Here is an 18,085-nt window from a genome sequence, read left to right as displayed (position 1 = left end):
TCGCAGGGCACTGTCCGAGTGTTTGATCCGAAGACGGCGGTTACCAGAGATGTTTGGTTCACACCCATAGCAGTTGAATTTTGCATCCCCGCCATCGAGTTGCTCTGAAGTCGAGCTTTGCGGCGGACGGAATGACACAATCCGAATAGTAAAAACTGTCGAATTTTGCAAAGTACTCGATGATTTGGTGCAGCGCGCGCCTTCCTGCGCGCCATGGATCAAAATCAATTTCATCCCGTCAACACATTGGGTGGCACCTCCGCCGCGTTCCGCTAGGATAGATAAATGCTGAGCGAAATCTAAAGGAAGGTTATAAATGACTGACGCTGCGCGAACGTCAAAACCGGCAATGAATATCCTGTTCGTGATGTATGACCAGCTACGGTTTGATTATCTGTCTTGCGCGGGTCACCCACATTTGCAGACGCCAAACTTTGATCGTGTCGCCAGCATGGGTGTGCGGTTTACAAACGCCTTTGTCCAATCTCCGATCTGCGGGGCCTCTCGCATGAGCTTCTACACCGGACGTTACACTTCGTCGCACGGTGCGCAGTGGAACGGATTTCCCTTGCGGGTCGGCGAACATACCTTGGGAGACCATCTGCGCCGCGAAGGAATGGAGTGTGTCCTCATCGGCAAAACCCATATGAAAGCTGATCTGGAGGGTATGGAACGGCTTGGCATAGACCAGACGGCTATCATCGGAGTGCGTCAATCAGAATGTGGATTTGACGCCTGGGTACGCGATGACGGGCTTTGGGCCGAAGGTCCAGACGGGTTCTATGACGAGAAGAGATCGCCCTACAACGAATACCTGAAAGCAAAGGGATATCCTTCCGAAAACCCCTGGGCACATTTCGCAAATGCAGGCATCGGGACGCAGGGTGATATGGCATCCGGCTGGATGTTCACCAATGCCGACCGGCCCGCAAACATCCGTGAGGAAGACAGCGAAACCCCCTGGCTCACACGTGAAGCCATCAAATATGTCGACCAGGCTCAGGACGGCTGGTGCGCGCATCTAAGCTACATCAAGCCACATTGGCCCTACATCGTGCCCGCGCCCTATCACGGCATGTACGGGCCGGATCACGTGGCGCCGGCGTTGCGGCACGAGGATGAACGCATCAATCCGCATCCTGTCTACGAGGCCTACATCAACAGCAAAGTCGCCCGGGCGTTTCAACAAGAAAGCGTGCGCAACAAGGTCATTCCCGCCTACATGGGGCTGGTCAAGCAATGCGATGATCAACTGGGTGTCCTGCTGGATCATCTGGAAAGTACGGGAAAATTGCAAAATACAATGATCGTTCTGACCTCTGATCATGGAGATTATCTGGGCGATCACTGGATGGGCGAAAAGGATCTGTTTCACCAGCAAAGCGTGAAGATACCGCTGATCATCTATGATCCACGCTCTGAGGCAGAGCCCACGCGGGGCACGACATGTGACGCCTTGGTGGAAAGCATCGATCTTGCACCGACCTTCGTCGATTTCGCCGGAGGTAAGATCCCGGATCATATTCTTGAGGGCCGTGCGCTGACGCCCTGGCTTCATGGCCAATCCCCCGATTGGCGCACATTCGCCATTAGCGAGTATGACTACTCAGGGACATCCCATTGCCAGGCGCTTGGTCTGGAACCACGGGATGCGCGTCTCTTCATGGTGTTTGATGGGCGCTACAAGCTGATCCATGCCGAAGGCGGCTTTCGCCCCATGCTGTTCGATCTGGAGACAGACCCCGCAGAGTTTCACGATCTTGCCAAAACCGATCTGCATGCCGAAGTCGTTGAAAAACTCTACGATGATCTTGCGCAATGGGGACGTCGAATGGCGCAGCGTGTGACGATTTCTGACGAACAGATTAAAGCGGGGCGCGGCGCATCGAGCCGTAAAGGAATACTGCCTTTCCTCATCGACGGCTCTGAAGTGCCTGAGGAGCTGACAGCCGGATATCGCGGACCTGCGCGCAAGAATTACCTGAAGGATTAAGCGACACCGCCACGGTTCCGCGTCTGCAAGGCGATCATCTGCTCAATAGGGTAGCCCTACATAGTTCTCGGCGAAAACGGCCTGCGCATTGGGGTTATCTCTCAAAAAAGCGACCTCAGCTTGCTGCATTCTGAAATCAAAAGCGTTTTGATCTGGAAATCTGTGCAAGAGGCTGGTCATCCACCAGCTGAACCGTTCTGCTTTCCAGACACGTTCGAGCGCTTTTGCAGAATATGCGTCGATCGCTGCTGTCTCGCCGGATTGATAGAACTGCACCAAGCCCTGAGACAGGTAGTGAACATCACTTGCGGCTGTGTTCAACCCTTTTGCGCCGGTTGGCGGGACAATATGGGCCGCGTCACCGCATAGGAACAACCGTCCCCATTGCATCGGCTCACAGACAAACGAACGCAAGGGTGCAATCGATTTTTCAATGGAGGGGCCCGTGATCAACACATCAGCGTGCTCTTCCGGAATACGGCGTTTCAGAGCATCCCAAAAAACGTCATCCGGCCAGTTTTCGGGACTGTCGGAAAGATCACACTGAATATAATAGCGGCTGAGCTGTGCATTGCGCATGGAGCACAGGGCAAAACCAAGGTCGGAGCTGGCATAGATCAATTCATCATGAACGGGCGGGGTTTCAGACAGCACGCCCAGCCAGCCAAAGGGGTAGATTTTCTCATATTCATGTCGAACCGTCTTGGGAATGCTCTGGCGGCTGACCCCGTGAAAGCCGTCGCACCCGGCGATATAATCGCAATCCAGCCGGTGCATTGATCCATTGATTTCATAAGTAACATGGGGCGCGTTTGTATCAGCGTCTTTGATTTCGACCTTGTTGACGCCAAAAACCAAATTCCCACTCATGGCTTCGCGCGCCTCATAGAGGTCGCGCGTCAATTCAGTTTGACCGTAGATCATCACGCTCTTGCTGGTGTGGGCCTGAAAATCGATGTTGATCTGCGCATCCCCATAAGAAATGACGGTGCCGCGATGGAGAATACCTTCTGCCTCCATCCGCTCGGAGACACCTGCAGTGCGCATCTGATCAACCAGCCCTGCCTCCAGAACACCGGCGCGAATGCGGCCCAGAACATACTCTTTCGTCTTGCGTTCCAGAACGACCGTATCGATCCCCTGCCGGTGCAGCAGCTGGCTCAGGAGCAGCCCGGACGGCCCTCCTCCGATGATGGCAACCTGTGTTCGCATTCCGGCTCCTCCCGCCAGGGCACATTGAAATACCGGCCCTGAGAAGTAAAACGGGAATTTGATCATATGAATTTGTCTCTGGCTTTGGTTTACTCGGCTCAAATCGGGAGAGTCAGGACTTGAGCAATCGATCAGAGACCGGAATGTCCGTGCGCCGCAAAATTCTTGGCGATGCGCACGTCGACGCGGCTGAAGCCGCCAAAACCGAATTGGATGGGCCCTTTCAGGATTTGATTACGGAGGCCGCTTGGGGCACCGTCTGGGCGTCTGATGCAATCTCGCCGCGCGAGCGCTCGATGATCACGCTGGCACTGTTGGCGGCGACCGGAAACTTCGACGAAATCCCCATGCATATTCGGGCGACGGCCAATACCGGCGCTTCCATCGTCGATGTTCAGGAAACCTTTCAGCATGTGGCCATCTACGCCGGGGTGCCGCGCGCCAATCACGCGCTGAAACTCGCGAAAGCGACCTTTGCGGAAATGGACGCCACGAAGGCAGCGCCCGGCGGGAAAGACCAAAAAAAATGACGCACAAAGGCGGTTTTTACCAAAGAGACTGGCGTTGGCAGCCACCGGCCCTGACGCCTGACTACAAGACCTCCGTTACGCGGTCCCCGCAGTTTCCGTTGATCAGCCTTGAGAACTCCCCATCCGAGTTAACCGGCCCGGTTTTTGGTGAGGGCGATATCGCCGTCGGCGACAACGACTTGCTGACAAACTATGCCCGCCCGGGAGAAAGCCCGATCGGCGAACGGATCATCCTGCATGGCCGGGTTCTGGATGAGGACAGTCGCCCTGTCGCGGGCACGCTTGTTGAAGCCTGGCAGGCGAATGCCGGGGGCCGATATCGACACAAGAAAGACAGCTATCTTGCCCCCGTTGATCCCAATTTCGGAGGGTGCGGCCGAACGCTCACCGACACCGAAGGGTACTATTCCTTTCGCACGGTCAAACCCGGTGCCTATCCCTGGCGGAATTGGGTAAACAGCTGGCGACCGGCCCATATTCACCTGTCGATTTTTGGCAGTGCCTTCGCGCAGCGTCTGGTCACACAGCTTTATTTCGAAGGGGATCCGTTGATCGAGAAATGCCCGATCGTCAATACAATCCCCGATGAAGCAGCGCGTGAACAGTTGGTCGCAAAGCTGGACATGAATGCCTCGATGCCTCTGGATGCGCTTGCCTATAGATTCGACATCGTGCTCAGGGGGCGGCGATCAACCTATTTCGAGACTCGTCCGGAGGGGAACTAAACCATGACCCGGGACCTGAATTACCTCAAGGAGACCCCGTCACAAACGGCCGGCCCCTATGTATATATCGGTCTGGCGCCCGGCGCTGCCGGATTTGATATCTATGCGCACGAGCTGGGCCAGGACATCGCTGGACCGAACGCCGCCGGAGAACGCATCCAGGTTGAAGGCGCGATCATTGATGCCGCGGGCAGCCCGATCAAAGATGCCCTGTTTGAAGTCTGGCAAGCCAATGCGAAGGGCATCTATGCGCATCCGGAACATAAGGGAGAGGTCGAAGAGGGTTTCCTGGGATGGGGTCGGGTTATCACCGATTTTGAAACTGGCCTCTGGCGCTTTGATACCATCAAACCCGGGGCGGTCTGCGGACACGGCGGGCAACAGATGGCCCCCCATATCAACCTCTGGATTGTCGCACGTGGCATCAACGTCGGGCTCAACACCCGCATCTATTTTTCAGATGAAGCAGAGGCAAATCTCAAAGATCCGGTGCTCGGTCTGATAGAATGGCCGGAACGGCGACAAACACTGATCGCGATGCGCGACGAGAGCAGTGAAAAGCCGGTCTACAGGTTCGACATTCGTCTGCATGGCAAGGATGAGACGGTTTTCTTTGACGTTTGAAAACCGCCTCTGACCTCGGACGCCAGTTACCTCCGAGGGGCGCGACCATTCCTAAGCCTCACGGAAGGCGCGTGTCAGGTAATCCATCAGCGGCTTGACCAGAAAACTAAGCGGCGTCCTCTCTTCTGATTTGATAAACAGCTGAACCGGCATGCCCGGCAGCAGTTCCTGCCCTTGCAATTGGCTCATTTCCTGTGGGTCGGGCTTCACCCTGGCCTGATAGTAGCTGGCACCAGTTGCCTCATCGGCAAAGACATCCGCAGACAAATTGGATACCTGACCCGAAATCGCGGGCGTCGTGCGCTGGCTGAAGGCTGTGAAACGCAAAGAAGCTTCCTGTCCCACAAAAACCTGGTCGATATTGCGCGACGGGATGCGTGCCGAAACGACCAAGGGCTGATCCTGTGGCACCACGAACATGATTGGCGCCGCTGGCTGGATCACCGATTGGAGCGCAAAAACGGTTGTCCCGTAGACAATGCCGCTGACGGGCGTGCGGATATCCAACCGAGACAGGGTTTCGCGCAGCGACAAGGCACGCTCGGTCAATTCGACCTCCTGCGGTTGTAGGTCGCGCAGCATCGTTATCGCTTCTTCACGCCGGGTCGTCTTCAGCCTGAGTTTTTGAATGTTCAGCGCGGCGATCTCCCCGTTCAACTGCGCCTTGCGCGCCGACAAGCGCCCCAATTCTCCCGTGATACCTGCTGCATCTCGCCTCAACGTCGTCACGCGCGACGCCTGCATCAACCCTTTTTCCAGCAGCTGTTCCGCGCTGATCTTCTCGTCATTCACTAACTTTTGCTGTTCCGCTAAAGCGGTCAATTGAGCTTCGGTGCCGATGATCTCATTGCCAATCTGCGAGACTTGCTCAGCCAGTTGTTCCAGTTCTTTTTCAAGAGAAATCGCGCGCGCGCGAAACAGATTGGTCTGCCCCTCAATAAGGGCGGAAACTTCGGAAGAGGCTTCGGACAAAGCCAGTAATTCGGGCCCAAACGTGATATCATCACTGTCATCTCGTTCAGCTTGAAGGCGCGCCTTGCGTACAAGGATTTCGTGCAACTGGATCTCAACAACCGTCAGTTCCGAACGCAAAAGACGCCCGTCCAGACGGATCAAAACATCGCCAGCCTCCACGTAGTCATCATCTTTGACAAGGATTTCCCCGACAACACCACCATCGGGATGCTGAATAACCTGCCGGTTGGATTCAACTTCGACCATACCTTCAGCGACCACAGCAGCAGCAATCTCGGTATTGGTACTCCAGGCGCCAACAACACCGACCAGCAGAAGCAGCGCAGAGAACCCAATCATCAATGGGGCCTTTGCGTGCCATCTTGTCTTCACGTCATTTTCCATTACTTCGCTCCTGCCATGGCGACGACCTGCGCCCCATCTCTGGTTCTGCTCAACATGTTTTTGATGACCTCATCACGGGGTCCCGATGCGCGAACCCGACCCTCGTCCAATACGATCAGCCGGTCGCATTCTGACAGCGCAGCCGTCCGGTGGGTCATCAGAATGACGGCCTTGTTGTTATTGCGAAAGTCTCGAATGGTCTGATTGAGTGCCGCAGATCCGTCGGAATCCAGGGCAGAATTCGGCTCATCAAGAACCAGTAGCAGCGGATCGTTGTAAAGCGCCCTTGCGAGTGCCACCCGTTGTTTTTGGCCACCGGAAATCTGCGCCTCATTTTCTGACACGCGGGTGTCATATCCGTTCGGTAGCGAGAGTATGAACTCATGTGCATTGGCGCGTTTGGCCGCTTCGACAACTTTGCTGTCATCCGGGCTCGCAGACATGCGCGCGATGTTCTGTGCAATCGTGCCGTCAAAGAGGGTCAGATCCTGTGGCAGATACCCAACATAGCTGCCAAAGCTGTCAGGATCATAGTGACCAATCTCCGCACCACCCAAACGGACGGTACCTGTGGCAAGTGGCGAAAGTCCGAGCAACGTTTCCGCGAGGGTTGATTTGCCGGCACCGCTACGCCCGATCACCCCCAAGACCTCACCGGGTCCGACCGCGAAACTGATATGTTGCAATATCGGTCTGCGGCTGCCTGAGGCCATCACCGATACCTTTGACATAGATATTTCGGCCTTGGGCCGCGGCAGTTTCAGCATCTGCGGGTCCGGTGGAATTCTTGACAAAAGCGTTGAAAGGGAATTCCAGGCCTCATGCGCGCGCTGCAGCAAATACCATTGCGACAACAGCTTTTCGATTGGCGCCAGGGCGCGCCCCAGCAGAATAGAACTTGCGATCATCGCCCCACCTGTAAGGTCGCCTCGAAGGGTCAGAAAAGCACCTGCGGCCAGAATGGCGGATTGCAGAAACAACCTGAATGTCTTGGTTGTTGACGTCATAACGCCAGACTGGTCCGCATTCTGGATGCTCTGCTCCAGCGCCTGATCACTCAGCTTTTTCCAGTGGTCGACGGTTGCGTCGCGCATGCCCAATGCGCGTACCAAACCGCTGTGCTCACAGGACTTGTCGGCAAAACGCTGTGCGGTAAGACCTGCGGATTGGGCTTTCGTGGATTTGTCCCTGGTCAGGAAATTATGCACCATGGTCAGCACGATGAGCACCCCTGCACCAGCAACCGCGATCCATCCCAGCAACGGGTGAAAGACGAATATCACCAAGATAAAAAGGGGCGACCAGGGGATGTCAAAAAGCGCCAGCATCACAGGAGAAGACAAAACGTTTTGAACTTGCGTCAGGTCTCGCAAGCCAGCCTTTGACACCTTTCCAGGGGGAGCGGATTGCGAAAGCTTCAGGACCGCTCTGAACACCCGCGCATCCAAAACCGCCTGAAAACGGGCGGAAAATCTGGTCAGCAACCGGCCTCTGGCAAAATCGAGAACACCGAAAAACACATATAGCACTGCAACAAGCGAAAAGAGAGCCACGAGGGTTTCTTCGGACCCGGATGCAAGCACGCGGTCGTAAACCTGTAGCATGAAAAGAGGGCCGGTCAGCATGAGCAAGTTCACAAAAATGCTGAACAAAAATGTTGACGCCAGGAGGCTGGAGCCGGTTTTGCGAGCGCGGCGCAGTTCTGCCGCGCCATGGTTCAATTGTTTCACGATTTATCTCGATTATCTAAAGACGGAAAAAGAGGTCTCTTGTTGAAGGGTCGTCTGGGGGAAAGCACGTGGTGCCTCCCCCCAGAGCAAGGCATTACGCCATTTCAGAGCATTGGAAGCCATCAAGCTCCCAATCGATTTGCGTTAGCATTTCGCTGACCTGCGCAAGGAATGCATCGACATCAAAGGTCACACAGGGGGCATCGTCGTCCATGCCTTCGTCCCCGTTGTCCTCGTCCATCGCGACATCGTCTGGCGTTTCGGTATCGTCTGTGTCTTCGTCGACGCCGTAAAAGTTGAAGTCGATGTTGAAGTCACCGAAGTTCACGAAGATGATCCCATTGCCGTCACAGGCGGCCATATCATCGTCAGCCGGAACGTCGCTATCGTCGTCATCGGCTGGCGTGTCATCATCCTCTGCCATATCGACGGGATCGTCATCTTCGTCCGGTGTCTCGTCATCTGTGGTGTCAACGGGTTCCTCACCGTCATCCGGCGTGTCATCGTCTTCCGCAGTATCGACCGGCTCTTCATCATCATCAGGCGTCTCGTCATCTGCCGTATCAACCGGCTCCTCACCGTCATCCGGTGTCTCGTCGTCTTCAGCAGTATCTACAGGATCATCCTCATCGTCCGACGGCGTATCCGCAGGATCGTCCGCATCAACCGGATCGTCGTCATCTTCGGCAGTATCGACGGGCTCTTCATCGTCGTCGTCAGCCGGATCATCCACCGTATCCACCGGAGTGTCGTCACCACTGTCATCGGGTTCTTCCACATCAACGGGGTCGTCCGTCCCGTCATCAGTCACCGGCTCATCAACATCCGTGACAACAGGTGGGTCAGTATCATCCGTTGGAGCAGGATCTGCTGGATCCTCTGCATCAGTGGTTGCGAAGTTCTGCGTGACCATCACCGAATCGTAAGTGCTGCCCGAGGTGAAATCTCCGCGCTCAATACCGATCCCGATCTCTTCGAAATCAGGATTCAGGATATTGGCCCGGTGCCCGGGGCTGCGCATCAGGCTGTCATGAATCTGTTCGACATCATCCTCCAGACCAGGGTCACCGCGCTCACTTTGCCATCCGATGTTTTCCCCGGAACGCCAGGATCCTTCGAACTCAAAGCCAGCATTCTCCATCCGGGCTGTTGGGCTGGAGCCCCCCTCTCCGGTGTGCGAGAAACGGTTTGAATCGAGCATCCATGCGCTGTGATCTTCGGATGCATCGTTCAATCTGTCGTCAAATGTCAGTGGTTGGACCCCTGCCGCGGCCCGTTCTTCGTTGATCAAGTTAAGCATGAGTTGCTCGAGTGCATTTGCTTGAGACATGATTTCTTCCTTCGTTTACCGTAAATTTTGGTGCCCCCTTTGACAGGGGCAACCGGTTCGACATTCGCGCTCATTGACCAGACTGCCGACATGCTTGATCAGGGCATGTCTCGACCGGACCCGGACACAACATGCGCCCAGAGCGTTACAGCAGCTCCAAAAACAGGGAACTGGTTTTGGGCCGTATTCATGATTTCATACGGCTCATGCCCTTCGCGGTGATACGTCCTCGACTGGCAGGGGAGACCTAGTTCGTGCTGTCAGCAAGGGTCAAGCGACCCCGCCCGAAACCCTGAGGACAAGCTTCAATTCGCCGGATCACAGAGCTCGTCGGCATGTTATTGCGACCCTATTTCCAAGGCGGCAGGATCGTGCCGGATCACCGTTCCTTTTTCGGTACGATGTCGCTGGCATTTGCGCCGCTCCAGACTGTGATGAACGCACATGATCCAAAGCCCTCCGTTGCAATCCCCCTCGCGCTCCTTCACTTACCTGCGAGGTGACAGGCCGCAGACTTGCGCAACGATATCTGCCGCGGCCAGTATGCACGGGTATTTGATCGGTTTTGCGGTTTTATAAGTGACGGCAGCTTTCGCGGCTTCAGGCGTGTCATATGCGCCCGGCCATAGTTCACAGTTAGGATATAAGTCCGATGAACCTGCGAGATTTAATGTATGTGATTGCCGTAGCGGATCACCGTAACTTCACGCGCGCGGCGGAAATCGTAAATGTAAGCCAGCCAGCGCTATCCAATCAGATCAAAAAACTGGAAGCCGAACTGGGCCTCGATATCTTCAAACGTGGAAATCGAGATGTACATCTGACCGAGTTCGGATCGGAGTTTCTGGCTGCCGCCCGGCAGATCAACGGGCTGGTCGAGCGCATCGACGATGTAGCTCAGCAGCACAGAAATGTGGATACCATGCCGCTGAGGTTGGGGATGACACCAACGCTCGCTGCATATTTGTCGCGCTACTTTCGCGATATGTTTGCCCATCTCTACCCCGACATGCGGGTCATCATTGTCGAAGAATACCCTGCCCAATTGGCGTATATGGTAGAAAGCAAGGCCATTGATGTGGCATTCATTGCGCGCAAGAGCCACACGGCCCTCTACAAAGCATCAAAAAAACCGATGGATTTCGCATCGCTTTGGCTGGAGCCCTTGTATCTCGGTGTACGTAAGGGGCATTTTCTCAGCAAACATTCGAGCATTTGGGCGCATGAGGTCCCTGCGGATCTGCTGGTTCGATTTGACACCTCCTTCGGGTACGATCTGGAAAAGGATTTGCCGCAACCTTCCACCGATGTGACGGAGCTCGTCGGCATTGATGTGCGAACAGCGCGCTTCGAAACGGTTTGCCGGCATGTCGCCGAAAGTGACGCCTGCACGATGATAAATGCCATCGCCGCGATGCAGTTCCGGAGTGACAACTTCGGTCTCGACTTTATTCCCTTCAACGACGAAGGGAACATCCGCGAGCTTGGCGCAATCACACGACCAGAGTACCCCCGCACCGCGGTCATTGATGCTATGCGCAATCATATTCAAGAGGCCCCTCCCCCGGGGACGGTTGCATCACAACCGAAAGAAGGCGCTCTAAAGGCAGCCATCAAACTGCCCCTTTAGGAAGTGCGTTAACTTGCGGAGAGGGTTCCGCCCGTTACTCAAACTTTTCGTTCCCGAAACCTGCCGTCGCAACTGCGGGCGGCGAAATTTCTTTTGTGCGGCCACAGCGATATCTTTGCTCGACACAGTTTGATCAGCCTTGACCCAAGCCTCCTCCTGAAAGCCAAAAGTCGAATTCCAGGTCAAAAAATTGGCTCAACACAGCTGACATTAATGTCAGCATGCGACATTGAATAGTTTCACAGATGATACAGGATTATCCTAACTGATTGATAAAAATATATAAAATAATTTCAGAGATCACGGGCGCTGTGAGTATTTGGTGGGCTTATAGCACTCATTCAGACCGTGAATTTCTCAGGCCAACGCCGGCTTCATAAGAAATAGGGCACGGACAATTTGCCTCCTGGCAGCTGTCCGCAACCGAAAAACAATTATGGAGTCTCCCCATGCTTTCCGAACTACTCGCTGGTCTGCGCGCCCGTCTTTTGACGACGTCGACGCTGGCACAAGAAACGGTCCGAGACGGACAAACCCTGACAAACGGTTTCTTTCAGAGCACCGTTGTCGACAACACGCCGGCGTTCTTGCTGGACAATGATTTTGCCCGTTTGCTGAACTTTGGTGAAATCGAAACGAACAATGCCGAAGCTGCGGTTGCTGTTGAAGGTGAGGATGCACAGGTCTTCAACTTTCGTTCCGGCAGCATCGAAGCCAATTCCGGTGCGGATGCGCTGGCAAGCGGTATCCTGGTATCCGGCAGTGCCACCATTCGAAACTTTGGTGAGATCGCGGGAGAGTTCAACGGCGTTCGCTTCGCTGGGCCAAATAGCTCCGGTCAGCTGGACAACTTCAGAGGTGGCGTGATCTCCTCTGACAGCCGTGCAGTAGACATTCAAGGTGAAGGTATCGACGTTCGCAATTTTGGCGACATCATCGGCACGGGTGATCAGCGCAATGGTACGATCTATACCAACAGCACTGCCGAAGACGTCTCGATCAGCAACTTTGCAGGCGGCACCATTGACGCAGGCGACGGCAATCAGGGCGCGGGTGTGTCCTTGCAGGTTGGCGACGAAGTAGGTGACGTCGTATCGACATCCATCTTCAACGGTTTTGGATCGACCATTCAGGGCCGCGGGCAGGCTGCGGCCAACACCGGTCTTGCGGGCGATGGTATTCGCGTCGATGACGGTGCCGAAGGTGCGATCCTTGATACCGATATCGTTAACAGCGGTCTGGTATCTTCTGAAAGCGATCAGGGCACGGCAGCGGGTATCCGAATTGCCGACGGCGTTGGTGCGGACGGCCGCATTCTCAACACCCAAACCGGGACGATCGAAGGTGTCCGCAACGGTCTTTATGTCGGCAATGCCGAACATGATCTGGATATTCTGAACCTTGGCACGATCCAATCCGGCAGCCGGGCGGTCAACATCGACGGGTCAGGCGTTGATCTCGTCAATGGCGGTGACATTCTGGGCACCGGTGATCAGCGCAATGGCACAATCTATGCGGATGATACGGCAAGCGGCTTCTCGATCCAGAACCTTGCAAACGGCACCGTTGATGCCGGTGAAGGCAATCAGGGCGCAGGTATCTCCCTGTCGCTGGCGGCTGAGGGCAACGGCGACGTTGAGATTACCAACGCGGGCGACATTTCCGGGCGTGGTCAGGCTTCGGCCGCTGCCGGTACCGCAGGTGATGGTATCCGCCTGGAAGGTGTGCGGTCTGACGCCGGATTTGGCCCCGCGCTCTTTGATGGGTCGATCACCAACTCGGGTTCGGTGACCTCCGAAAGCGCGCAAGGCACCACCGGTGCGTTCCGTGCTGTGAACAATGTCAACTTCCAGGGTGAGTTGGTCAACGAAGCAGGCGGTACCTTCGCCGGTGTCCAAAACGGTGTCTACTTCGGTACAGGCGACCATTCCGGGGGATCCTTCATCAACCGCGGAACGGTCTCCTCTGACAGCCGCGCGTTGAACATCGATGGCGAAGGCCTCGACGTTGTCAACGAAGGCTCCATCCTTGGTACGGGCAATCAGCGCAATGGCACAGTCTACGCAGATGGTACCGCCGACAACTACAGCTTTACCAACTCCGGCCTCGTAGATGCCGGCCTAGGTAACAATGGCTCAGGCGTTGCTCTGCAAACCGGCGACGTGGATGGCGATATTGTCTCCGCGGCCGTTATCAACGATGGCACATTCCAGGGCCGTGGTGACGCGGTTGAAGGCAATCAGGTTGGTGACGGCCTGCGTCTGTTCAGCAATCAGGAAGATGCAGGCTTTGCCGGTCTGGTGCAGAACAACGGCCTTATCGCCGGTTCCGAAGACAGCGATGCCGCTGTTGGTATCCGGGTTGATGGCGGTCTTGAACTGCTGGGTGCGATCATCAACGAAGGTGAGATTCGCGGCAACGTCAATGCCATTGACGCGACCGATGCGGGTACAGTCACTTTCGTCAACGACGACGACGGTGTGGTCAACGGCAACGTGCTCCTGGGTGCAGGTGATGACGTTGTGGTCGACCTTGGCCAGATCAATGGCACCATCGACGGCGGCGCGGGCGATGACGTCCTGATCGCAGGCAACGGTGACAACGTTATCGTTGGCGGTCTTGGCAACGACTTCATCGACGGGGGCGACGGCTTCGACACGGTCGATTTCTCCGACCTCGATGTGGCTGTTTCGGTCAATCTGGGGCCAAACGGTAACGGAACGGCGACACGTGAAACCGGCTTTAATGTGTCGGTGGTCAATCAGACCGTCGTCGCACCGGGTCAGTTCGGCTCAGCCATCGCCGATGGGGCACAGTTTGTGGAGCAGGCAGTGGCGGGTAACCTCTACTACAACATCCACACATCTGATTTCCCCGCTGGCGAGATCCGTGGCCAACTGGAGGTCATCAGCGACACAGGCACCGGTCATGACCGTGTGATCGAGCTCGCAGGATCGCTGGATGCCAGCCAGGAACCCGGGCCAACATCGGACAGCAACGCCACAGGCGAGGCAACAGTCACAATCTCGTTCAACGAGGCAGGTGAGGTGCTCTATTCTTCCGAACTGAGCGTTGTTGGCCTCAATGAGGCGGATCTGAACACTCCGATCCCGGGCGTTGTATCTGCAATCCATCTGCACAATGCACCCGCCGGTGCCAACGGCCCGGTTGTGCAGGACACGCTGGTGGACGCAGGAGCAACACTGGACACGGATGCCACAGCCGGCACCGGTGTGATCGGTCTGGATGTGATCGACAATTTGATCGAAACCGATGTCCTGAGTTCGATCGAGAACGTGATCGGATCCGACGACGCCGATGTCATCATTGGCAGCGATCTCGACAATGTCCTGAACGGTGGCGATGGTGACGACCTGATAAGCGGTGAAGGCGGCAATGATCTGCTGACCGGCGGCGCAGGTGCGGACACGTTCAACTTCGCCCCGGGCGACGGGAACGATGTGGTCACCGACTTCCAGCTTGGTGTGGACCAAATCCGCTTGAGTGACTTTGGCCCGGATTTCGACCTGGCAAGCAGCGTCACACAAGACGGCGCTGATGCGGTTCTGTCCTTCTCCTCCGACAGCTCCCTGCGCCTTGAAGGCATCGACAGCACGCAGCTGAGCGAAGACGACTTCGCGGTCTAAGCCGACAAACGGGACGGCGGGTTGCCTCGCCGTCCCTGCCAACAAAAAGGGTCCACACCATGTTCCAGAAATCCAACTCCGTCAAAAAAGCCTGGGGCGCGCTGCGCAGCGGATTTGCCGCCGTGGCTGTCTTCAGCCTCTTTCTTAACCTTCTCATGCTCGCAGGGCCGCTTTACATGCTTCAGGTCTACGACCGGGTGCTGACGAGCCAGAACATCGAGACGCTGATCGCCCTGACATTACTTCTGGGAGGCGTGTTCGTGGTGACAGGATGTCTGGACCTGATGCGGATGCGTATCCTTAACCGGCTTGGTGCCCGCTTCGAGCTGGAAATTGGTGAGCCCATTCTTGCCGCAGCGATGCGCCGCCGGGTTCAAGGACATTCTGTCGCCGGTGAAAACCCCGTCGATGACGTGAACGGATTTCGAGATTTCATTTCCGGAACGACACTTACGGCTTTCTTCGACGCCCCCTGGATCCCGATATACCTTGCACTGCTCTACGTTCTGCATCCGCTCTTGGGCCTGCTCGGTGTCTCCGGGGCCGTGGTTCTGACGCTTCTGGCGCTGATCAACAACGCCAGAGCGCAAACGCCCATGCAGGATGCCGCCTTTGCCCGAGGCCGGTCAGATGCGCTTTTTCAAACCAGCGAACGCAACGCCGAACTGGCCCACGCCATGGGGATGAAAAGTGACCTCGCGCGTCGCTGGAGCGCTCTTCAGGCACAGACTCAAATCTTTAAAACCAAAGCAAGCGACCGTATCGCCACATTTTCGGTGATCTCGAAAACCATCCGGATGGGCCTGCAATCTGCCATTCTGGGTCTTGGCGCCGCACTAGCCATCAGCGGTGAAACCACCGCCGGGGTCATGATTGCCGCGACCATCGTGCTGGCTCGGGCCCTTGCCCCCATTGATCAGCTCATCGGCCAGTGGCGCAGCTTTCTGGCTGCGCGTGGCTCTTATCGCAAACTAAAATCTCTCGCCGCCGACTATCCCTCCGCGCCGCCACGGCTGCAGTTGCCTCGCCCGGAAATCTCACTGGCAGCAAGTATTGCGCAGGCCGGACCTCCCCGCGCTCAGAACGCAACAATCGGCGGCATCAACTTCGCGCTGGACGCCGGTGATGTTGTGGCCGTCATTGGCCCAAGTGGATCGGGCAAATCAACGCTGGCCAAGATGCTGGCCGGCATCTGGATGCCCCAACGCGGCGCCATCACGTTGGATGGCACGGCCATGTCAAAATGGGATACCGAAGATCTTGGCCGATTGGTCGGGTATCTGCCTCAGGATGTGGATCTGTTTGATGGCACGATCAGGGAAAACATCGCGCGTTTCTCCACCACCATTGATGATGCGCAGGTATTACAGGCCGCGATGTCTGCCGACGTGCATGAATTGATCAGCACGCTGCCGGATGGATATGAGACCAAGATCGGCAACGGGTATTTCCTGTCAGGCGGTCAGCGTCAAAGGATCGCTCTGGCGCGCGCACTGTACAATAATCCGTTCATTCTGGTGCTAGACGAGCCTAACTCTGATCTGGACGCGACAGGCGAGCAAGCCCTGCGCAAAGCCATTCAGAGCGCGCGTGAACGCGGCGCCATCGTAATCGTCATGACCCATCGCCCCAGCACGCTGCAAGCGGTGAACAAGGTGCTCATACTCAGCAACGGCACGCAAACCCAGTTTGGCAACAAGAACGATGTCCTGCGACCGACCCAACAAAACGTTCTTGATGGGCAACGTCCGAAACCGGTCAAGCGCGTGAAACAGCAACTCCGGATGGAAGGAACAGCACAATGACTGCACTTATTTCGGCACCCCGGACTCAAGAGGTCTTACGCCTCGAAGACTATAACCGCATCAGCGGCCCCGCGGCGGAACCACGCATCAGAGGCTTTGTTTTGGCCGGAATTGCGATGCTTATCATCTTTCTTGGTGGATCTTTTTACTGGGCGTTTTCCTCTGAATTGGACGGCGCGGTTGTGGCTCCGGCTTCGCTTGTGGTCGAGGGAAATCGCAAGACAGTTGAGCATCTGGATGGCGGTATCGTGCGCAGCATACTCGTATCAGACGGTGATTTTGTGCAGGCAGGTCAAACGCTTGTCGAACTGGACAGCGCTGAGCTTGACGTCGATCTCGATGTTTTTGGCAGCCAGCTTGGAGAGCTTACCGTAAGACGCGCCCGCCTTATGGCACAGATCAATGGCGCCAGTGTGTTCTCGCAGAAAGATGTGGCTGAAGCCTCTCGGGTTGCAAAGGAAGAGTATTGGCACTCCGCATATCTCACCCAGAAACAGCTTTTTGCCACCGAGGCGCGGGCGCGGCAGACGGAAAGCGACATCCTTGATCAACGTATCGAAAGCCTGCGTGACCAAGTTGCCGGAATTCAAACGCAGCGCGGTTCCAACGCGCGTCAGCTGGAGATCACCAAAACCGAGCTGAGAAATCTCGAAACTCTTTTTGACAAGGGCCTGGTTGCGGCAACCCGCGTCACCGCGCGTCGGATCGAAATTGAAAGACTGCGTGGCATCGACGCCTCCCTGGCGACCCAGCAGGCTCAGGCCGAAAACCAGATCGGGGAGCTGAAACTCGCGCATCTGAGCCAGCAAAAACTGCGCGATGAAGCCATCGCAACGGAACTGGCCGCCGTCGATGCCCAAATCTCCGTGGTGGCACCCCGCTATGCCGGTGCCACAGAACGCCTCAAGCGGATATACATTGCCGCGCCAGCAGATGGCCGTGTCGTCAATATGAGCCTCTTTACTGCGGGGGGCGTTGTGCGCCCCGGCGAAGCCATCCTGGATATCGTTCCAGCTGACAACCCACTGATCGTTGAAGCGCGGATCAACACGGCGGATATCGAAAAACTTAAAGTAGGCCAGAGCACCCGCGTGCGTCTCTCTGCATTCGATCAAGGCGATATCCCAGAAGCAACGGGGCAGATTTTCGACATCTCGGCAGATAGCTTGGAAGACGACAGAACCGGTGAGAGCTATTTCATCGCCCGCGTAAAACTGAACGCAGATCAGCCCAAAGCGATTGCCGATCTCGAACTTCTACCTGGAATGCCCGCAGACCTTTTTGTCAATACGGGCGAGCGTACTGCAATCAGCTATCTGACCCAGCCACTCAGTGACCGGATCGCGAGAACCTTTATCGAATAGTCTGAAGCGCAAATCTTAACGAGTGCATTTTTTTCTGTGACCCTTTTTAACAATTGCCCTGTTTATCAACATGCGCTTCAGACGCCCTCGCCAGCACCTCTGGCGGGGGCACTTTTCATCGGTGACCACAAAAACG

The 18,085-nt window shown here is 56.0% G+C and carries 12 protein-coding genes; 8 read left to right on the top strand and 4 right to left on the bottom strand.

Features of this window, described 5'->3' with window-relative positions; genetic code table 11:
- Positions 1–349: 349 nt before the first annotated feature.
- Positions 350–1,993, top strand: a complete 1,644-nt coding sequence (locus ACOTTU_RS14660; protein WP_425659444.1) for a sulfatase-like hydrolase/transferase — start codon at positions 350–352, stop codon at positions 1,991–1,993.
- 42 nt (positions 1,994–2,035) lie between these two features.
- On the opposite strand, the gene pobA is transcribed toward ACOTTU_RS14660, so the two are convergent.
- Positions 2,036–3,205: a 4-hydroxybenzoate 3-monooxygenase gene (gene pobA, locus ACOTTU_RS14655; protein WP_425659085.1), complete on the bottom strand. Its 1,170-nt coding sequence runs from the start codon at positions 3,203–3,205 to the stop codon at positions 2,036–2,038.
- Between the two features lie 119 nt (positions 3,206–3,324).
- On the opposite strand from pobA, the gene pcaC reads away from it, so the two are divergent.
- Genes pcaC through pcaG form a run of 3 tightly spaced genes read left to right on the top strand, consistent with a single transcriptional unit; the run spans position 3,325 to position 5,084 of the window.
- Positions 3,325–3,735 carry a 4-carboxymuconolactone decarboxylase gene (gene pcaC / locus ACOTTU_RS14650; RefSeq protein ID WP_425659084.1) on the top strand — a complete coding sequence of 137 codons (411 nt, stop codon included), beginning with the start codon at positions 3,325–3,327 and terminating at the stop codon, positions 3,733–3,735.
- Positions 3,732–4,460, top strand: a complete 729-nt coding sequence (gene pcaH / locus ACOTTU_RS14645; RefSeq protein ID WP_425659083.1) for a protocatechuate 3,4-dioxygenase subunit beta — start codon at positions 3,732–3,734, stop codon at positions 4,458–4,460. The genes pcaC and pcaH overlap by 4 nt, the downstream gene beginning before the upstream one ends.
- 3 nt (positions 4,461–4,463) lie before the next feature.
- Positions 4,464–5,084: a protocatechuate 3,4-dioxygenase subunit alpha gene (pcaG, locus tag ACOTTU_RS14640; RefSeq protein ID WP_425659081.1), complete on the top strand. Its 621-nt coding sequence runs from the start codon at positions 4,464–4,466 to the stop codon at positions 5,082–5,084.
- A 51-nt stretch (positions 5,085–5,135) separates the two neighbouring features.
- Here the strand turns inward: pcaG and ACOTTU_RS14635 are convergent, their stop codons facing one another.
- The 3 genes from ACOTTU_RS14635 to ACOTTU_RS14625 form a co-directional block, all read right to left on the bottom strand.
- Positions 5,136–6,443, bottom strand: coding sequence for an HlyD family type I secretion periplasmic adaptor subunit (locus tag ACOTTU_RS14635; protein WP_425659080.1), 1,308 nt, complete (start codon positions 6,441–6,443; stop codon positions 5,136–5,138).
- Positions 6,443–8,173 carry a type I secretion system permease/ATPase gene (locus tag ACOTTU_RS14630; RefSeq protein ID WP_425659078.1) on the bottom strand — a complete coding sequence of 577 codons (1,731 nt, stop codon included), beginning with the start codon at positions 8,171–8,173 and terminating at the stop codon, positions 6,443–6,445. The genes ACOTTU_RS14635 and ACOTTU_RS14630 overlap by 1 nt, the downstream gene beginning before the upstream one ends.
- A gap of 94 nt (positions 8,174–8,267) precedes the next feature.
- Positions 8,268–9,503, bottom strand: coding sequence for a CAP domain-containing protein (locus tag ACOTTU_RS14625; RefSeq protein WP_425659076.1), 1,236 nt, complete (start codon positions 9,501–9,503; stop codon positions 8,268–8,270).
- A gap of 652 nt (positions 9,504–10,155) precedes the next feature.
- Here ACOTTU_RS14625 and ACOTTU_RS14620 point away from each other — a divergent pair.
- From ACOTTU_RS14620 to ACOTTU_RS14605, 4 genes are all read left to right on the top strand, one after another.
- The gene (locus ACOTTU_RS14620; RefSeq protein WP_425659074.1) at positions 10,156–11,133 is read left to right on the top strand and encodes a LysR family transcriptional regulator; all 978 of its coding nucleotides are present in this window, start codon (positions 10,156–10,158) and stop codon (positions 11,131–11,133) included.
- Between the two features lie 449 nt (positions 11,134–11,582).
- Positions 11,583–14,780, top strand: coding sequence for a beta strand repeat-containing protein (locus ACOTTU_RS14615; protein ID WP_425659072.1), 3,198 nt, complete (start codon positions 11,583–11,585; stop codon positions 14,778–14,780).
- A gap of 59 nt (positions 14,781–14,839) precedes the next feature.
- Positions 14,840–16,585 (top strand): type I secretion system permease/ATPase, encoded by a 1,746-nt coding sequence (locus tag ACOTTU_RS14610; RefSeq protein WP_425659070.1) that lies wholly within the window; start codon positions 14,840–14,842, stop codon positions 16,583–16,585.
- On the top strand, positions 16,582–17,949 hold the full coding sequence (locus ACOTTU_RS14605) for an HlyD family type I secretion periplasmic adaptor subunit (protein ID WP_425659068.1): 1,368 nt from the start codon (positions 16,582–16,584) through the stop codon (positions 17,947–17,949). Before ACOTTU_RS14610 ends, ACOTTU_RS14605 begins: the two co-directional genes overlap by 4 nt.
- The last annotated feature ends 136 nt before the right edge of the window (positions 17,950–18,085 follow it).

Origin of the sequence: Roseobacter sp. EG26 (assembly GCF_049830555.1) — a bacterium.
In the GTDB taxonomy this organism is placed as follows: Bacteria; Pseudomonadota; Alphaproteobacteria; order Rhodobacterales; family Rhodobacteraceae; genus Roseobacter.
This window is presented reverse-complemented; position numbering and strand designations above follow the sequence as displayed.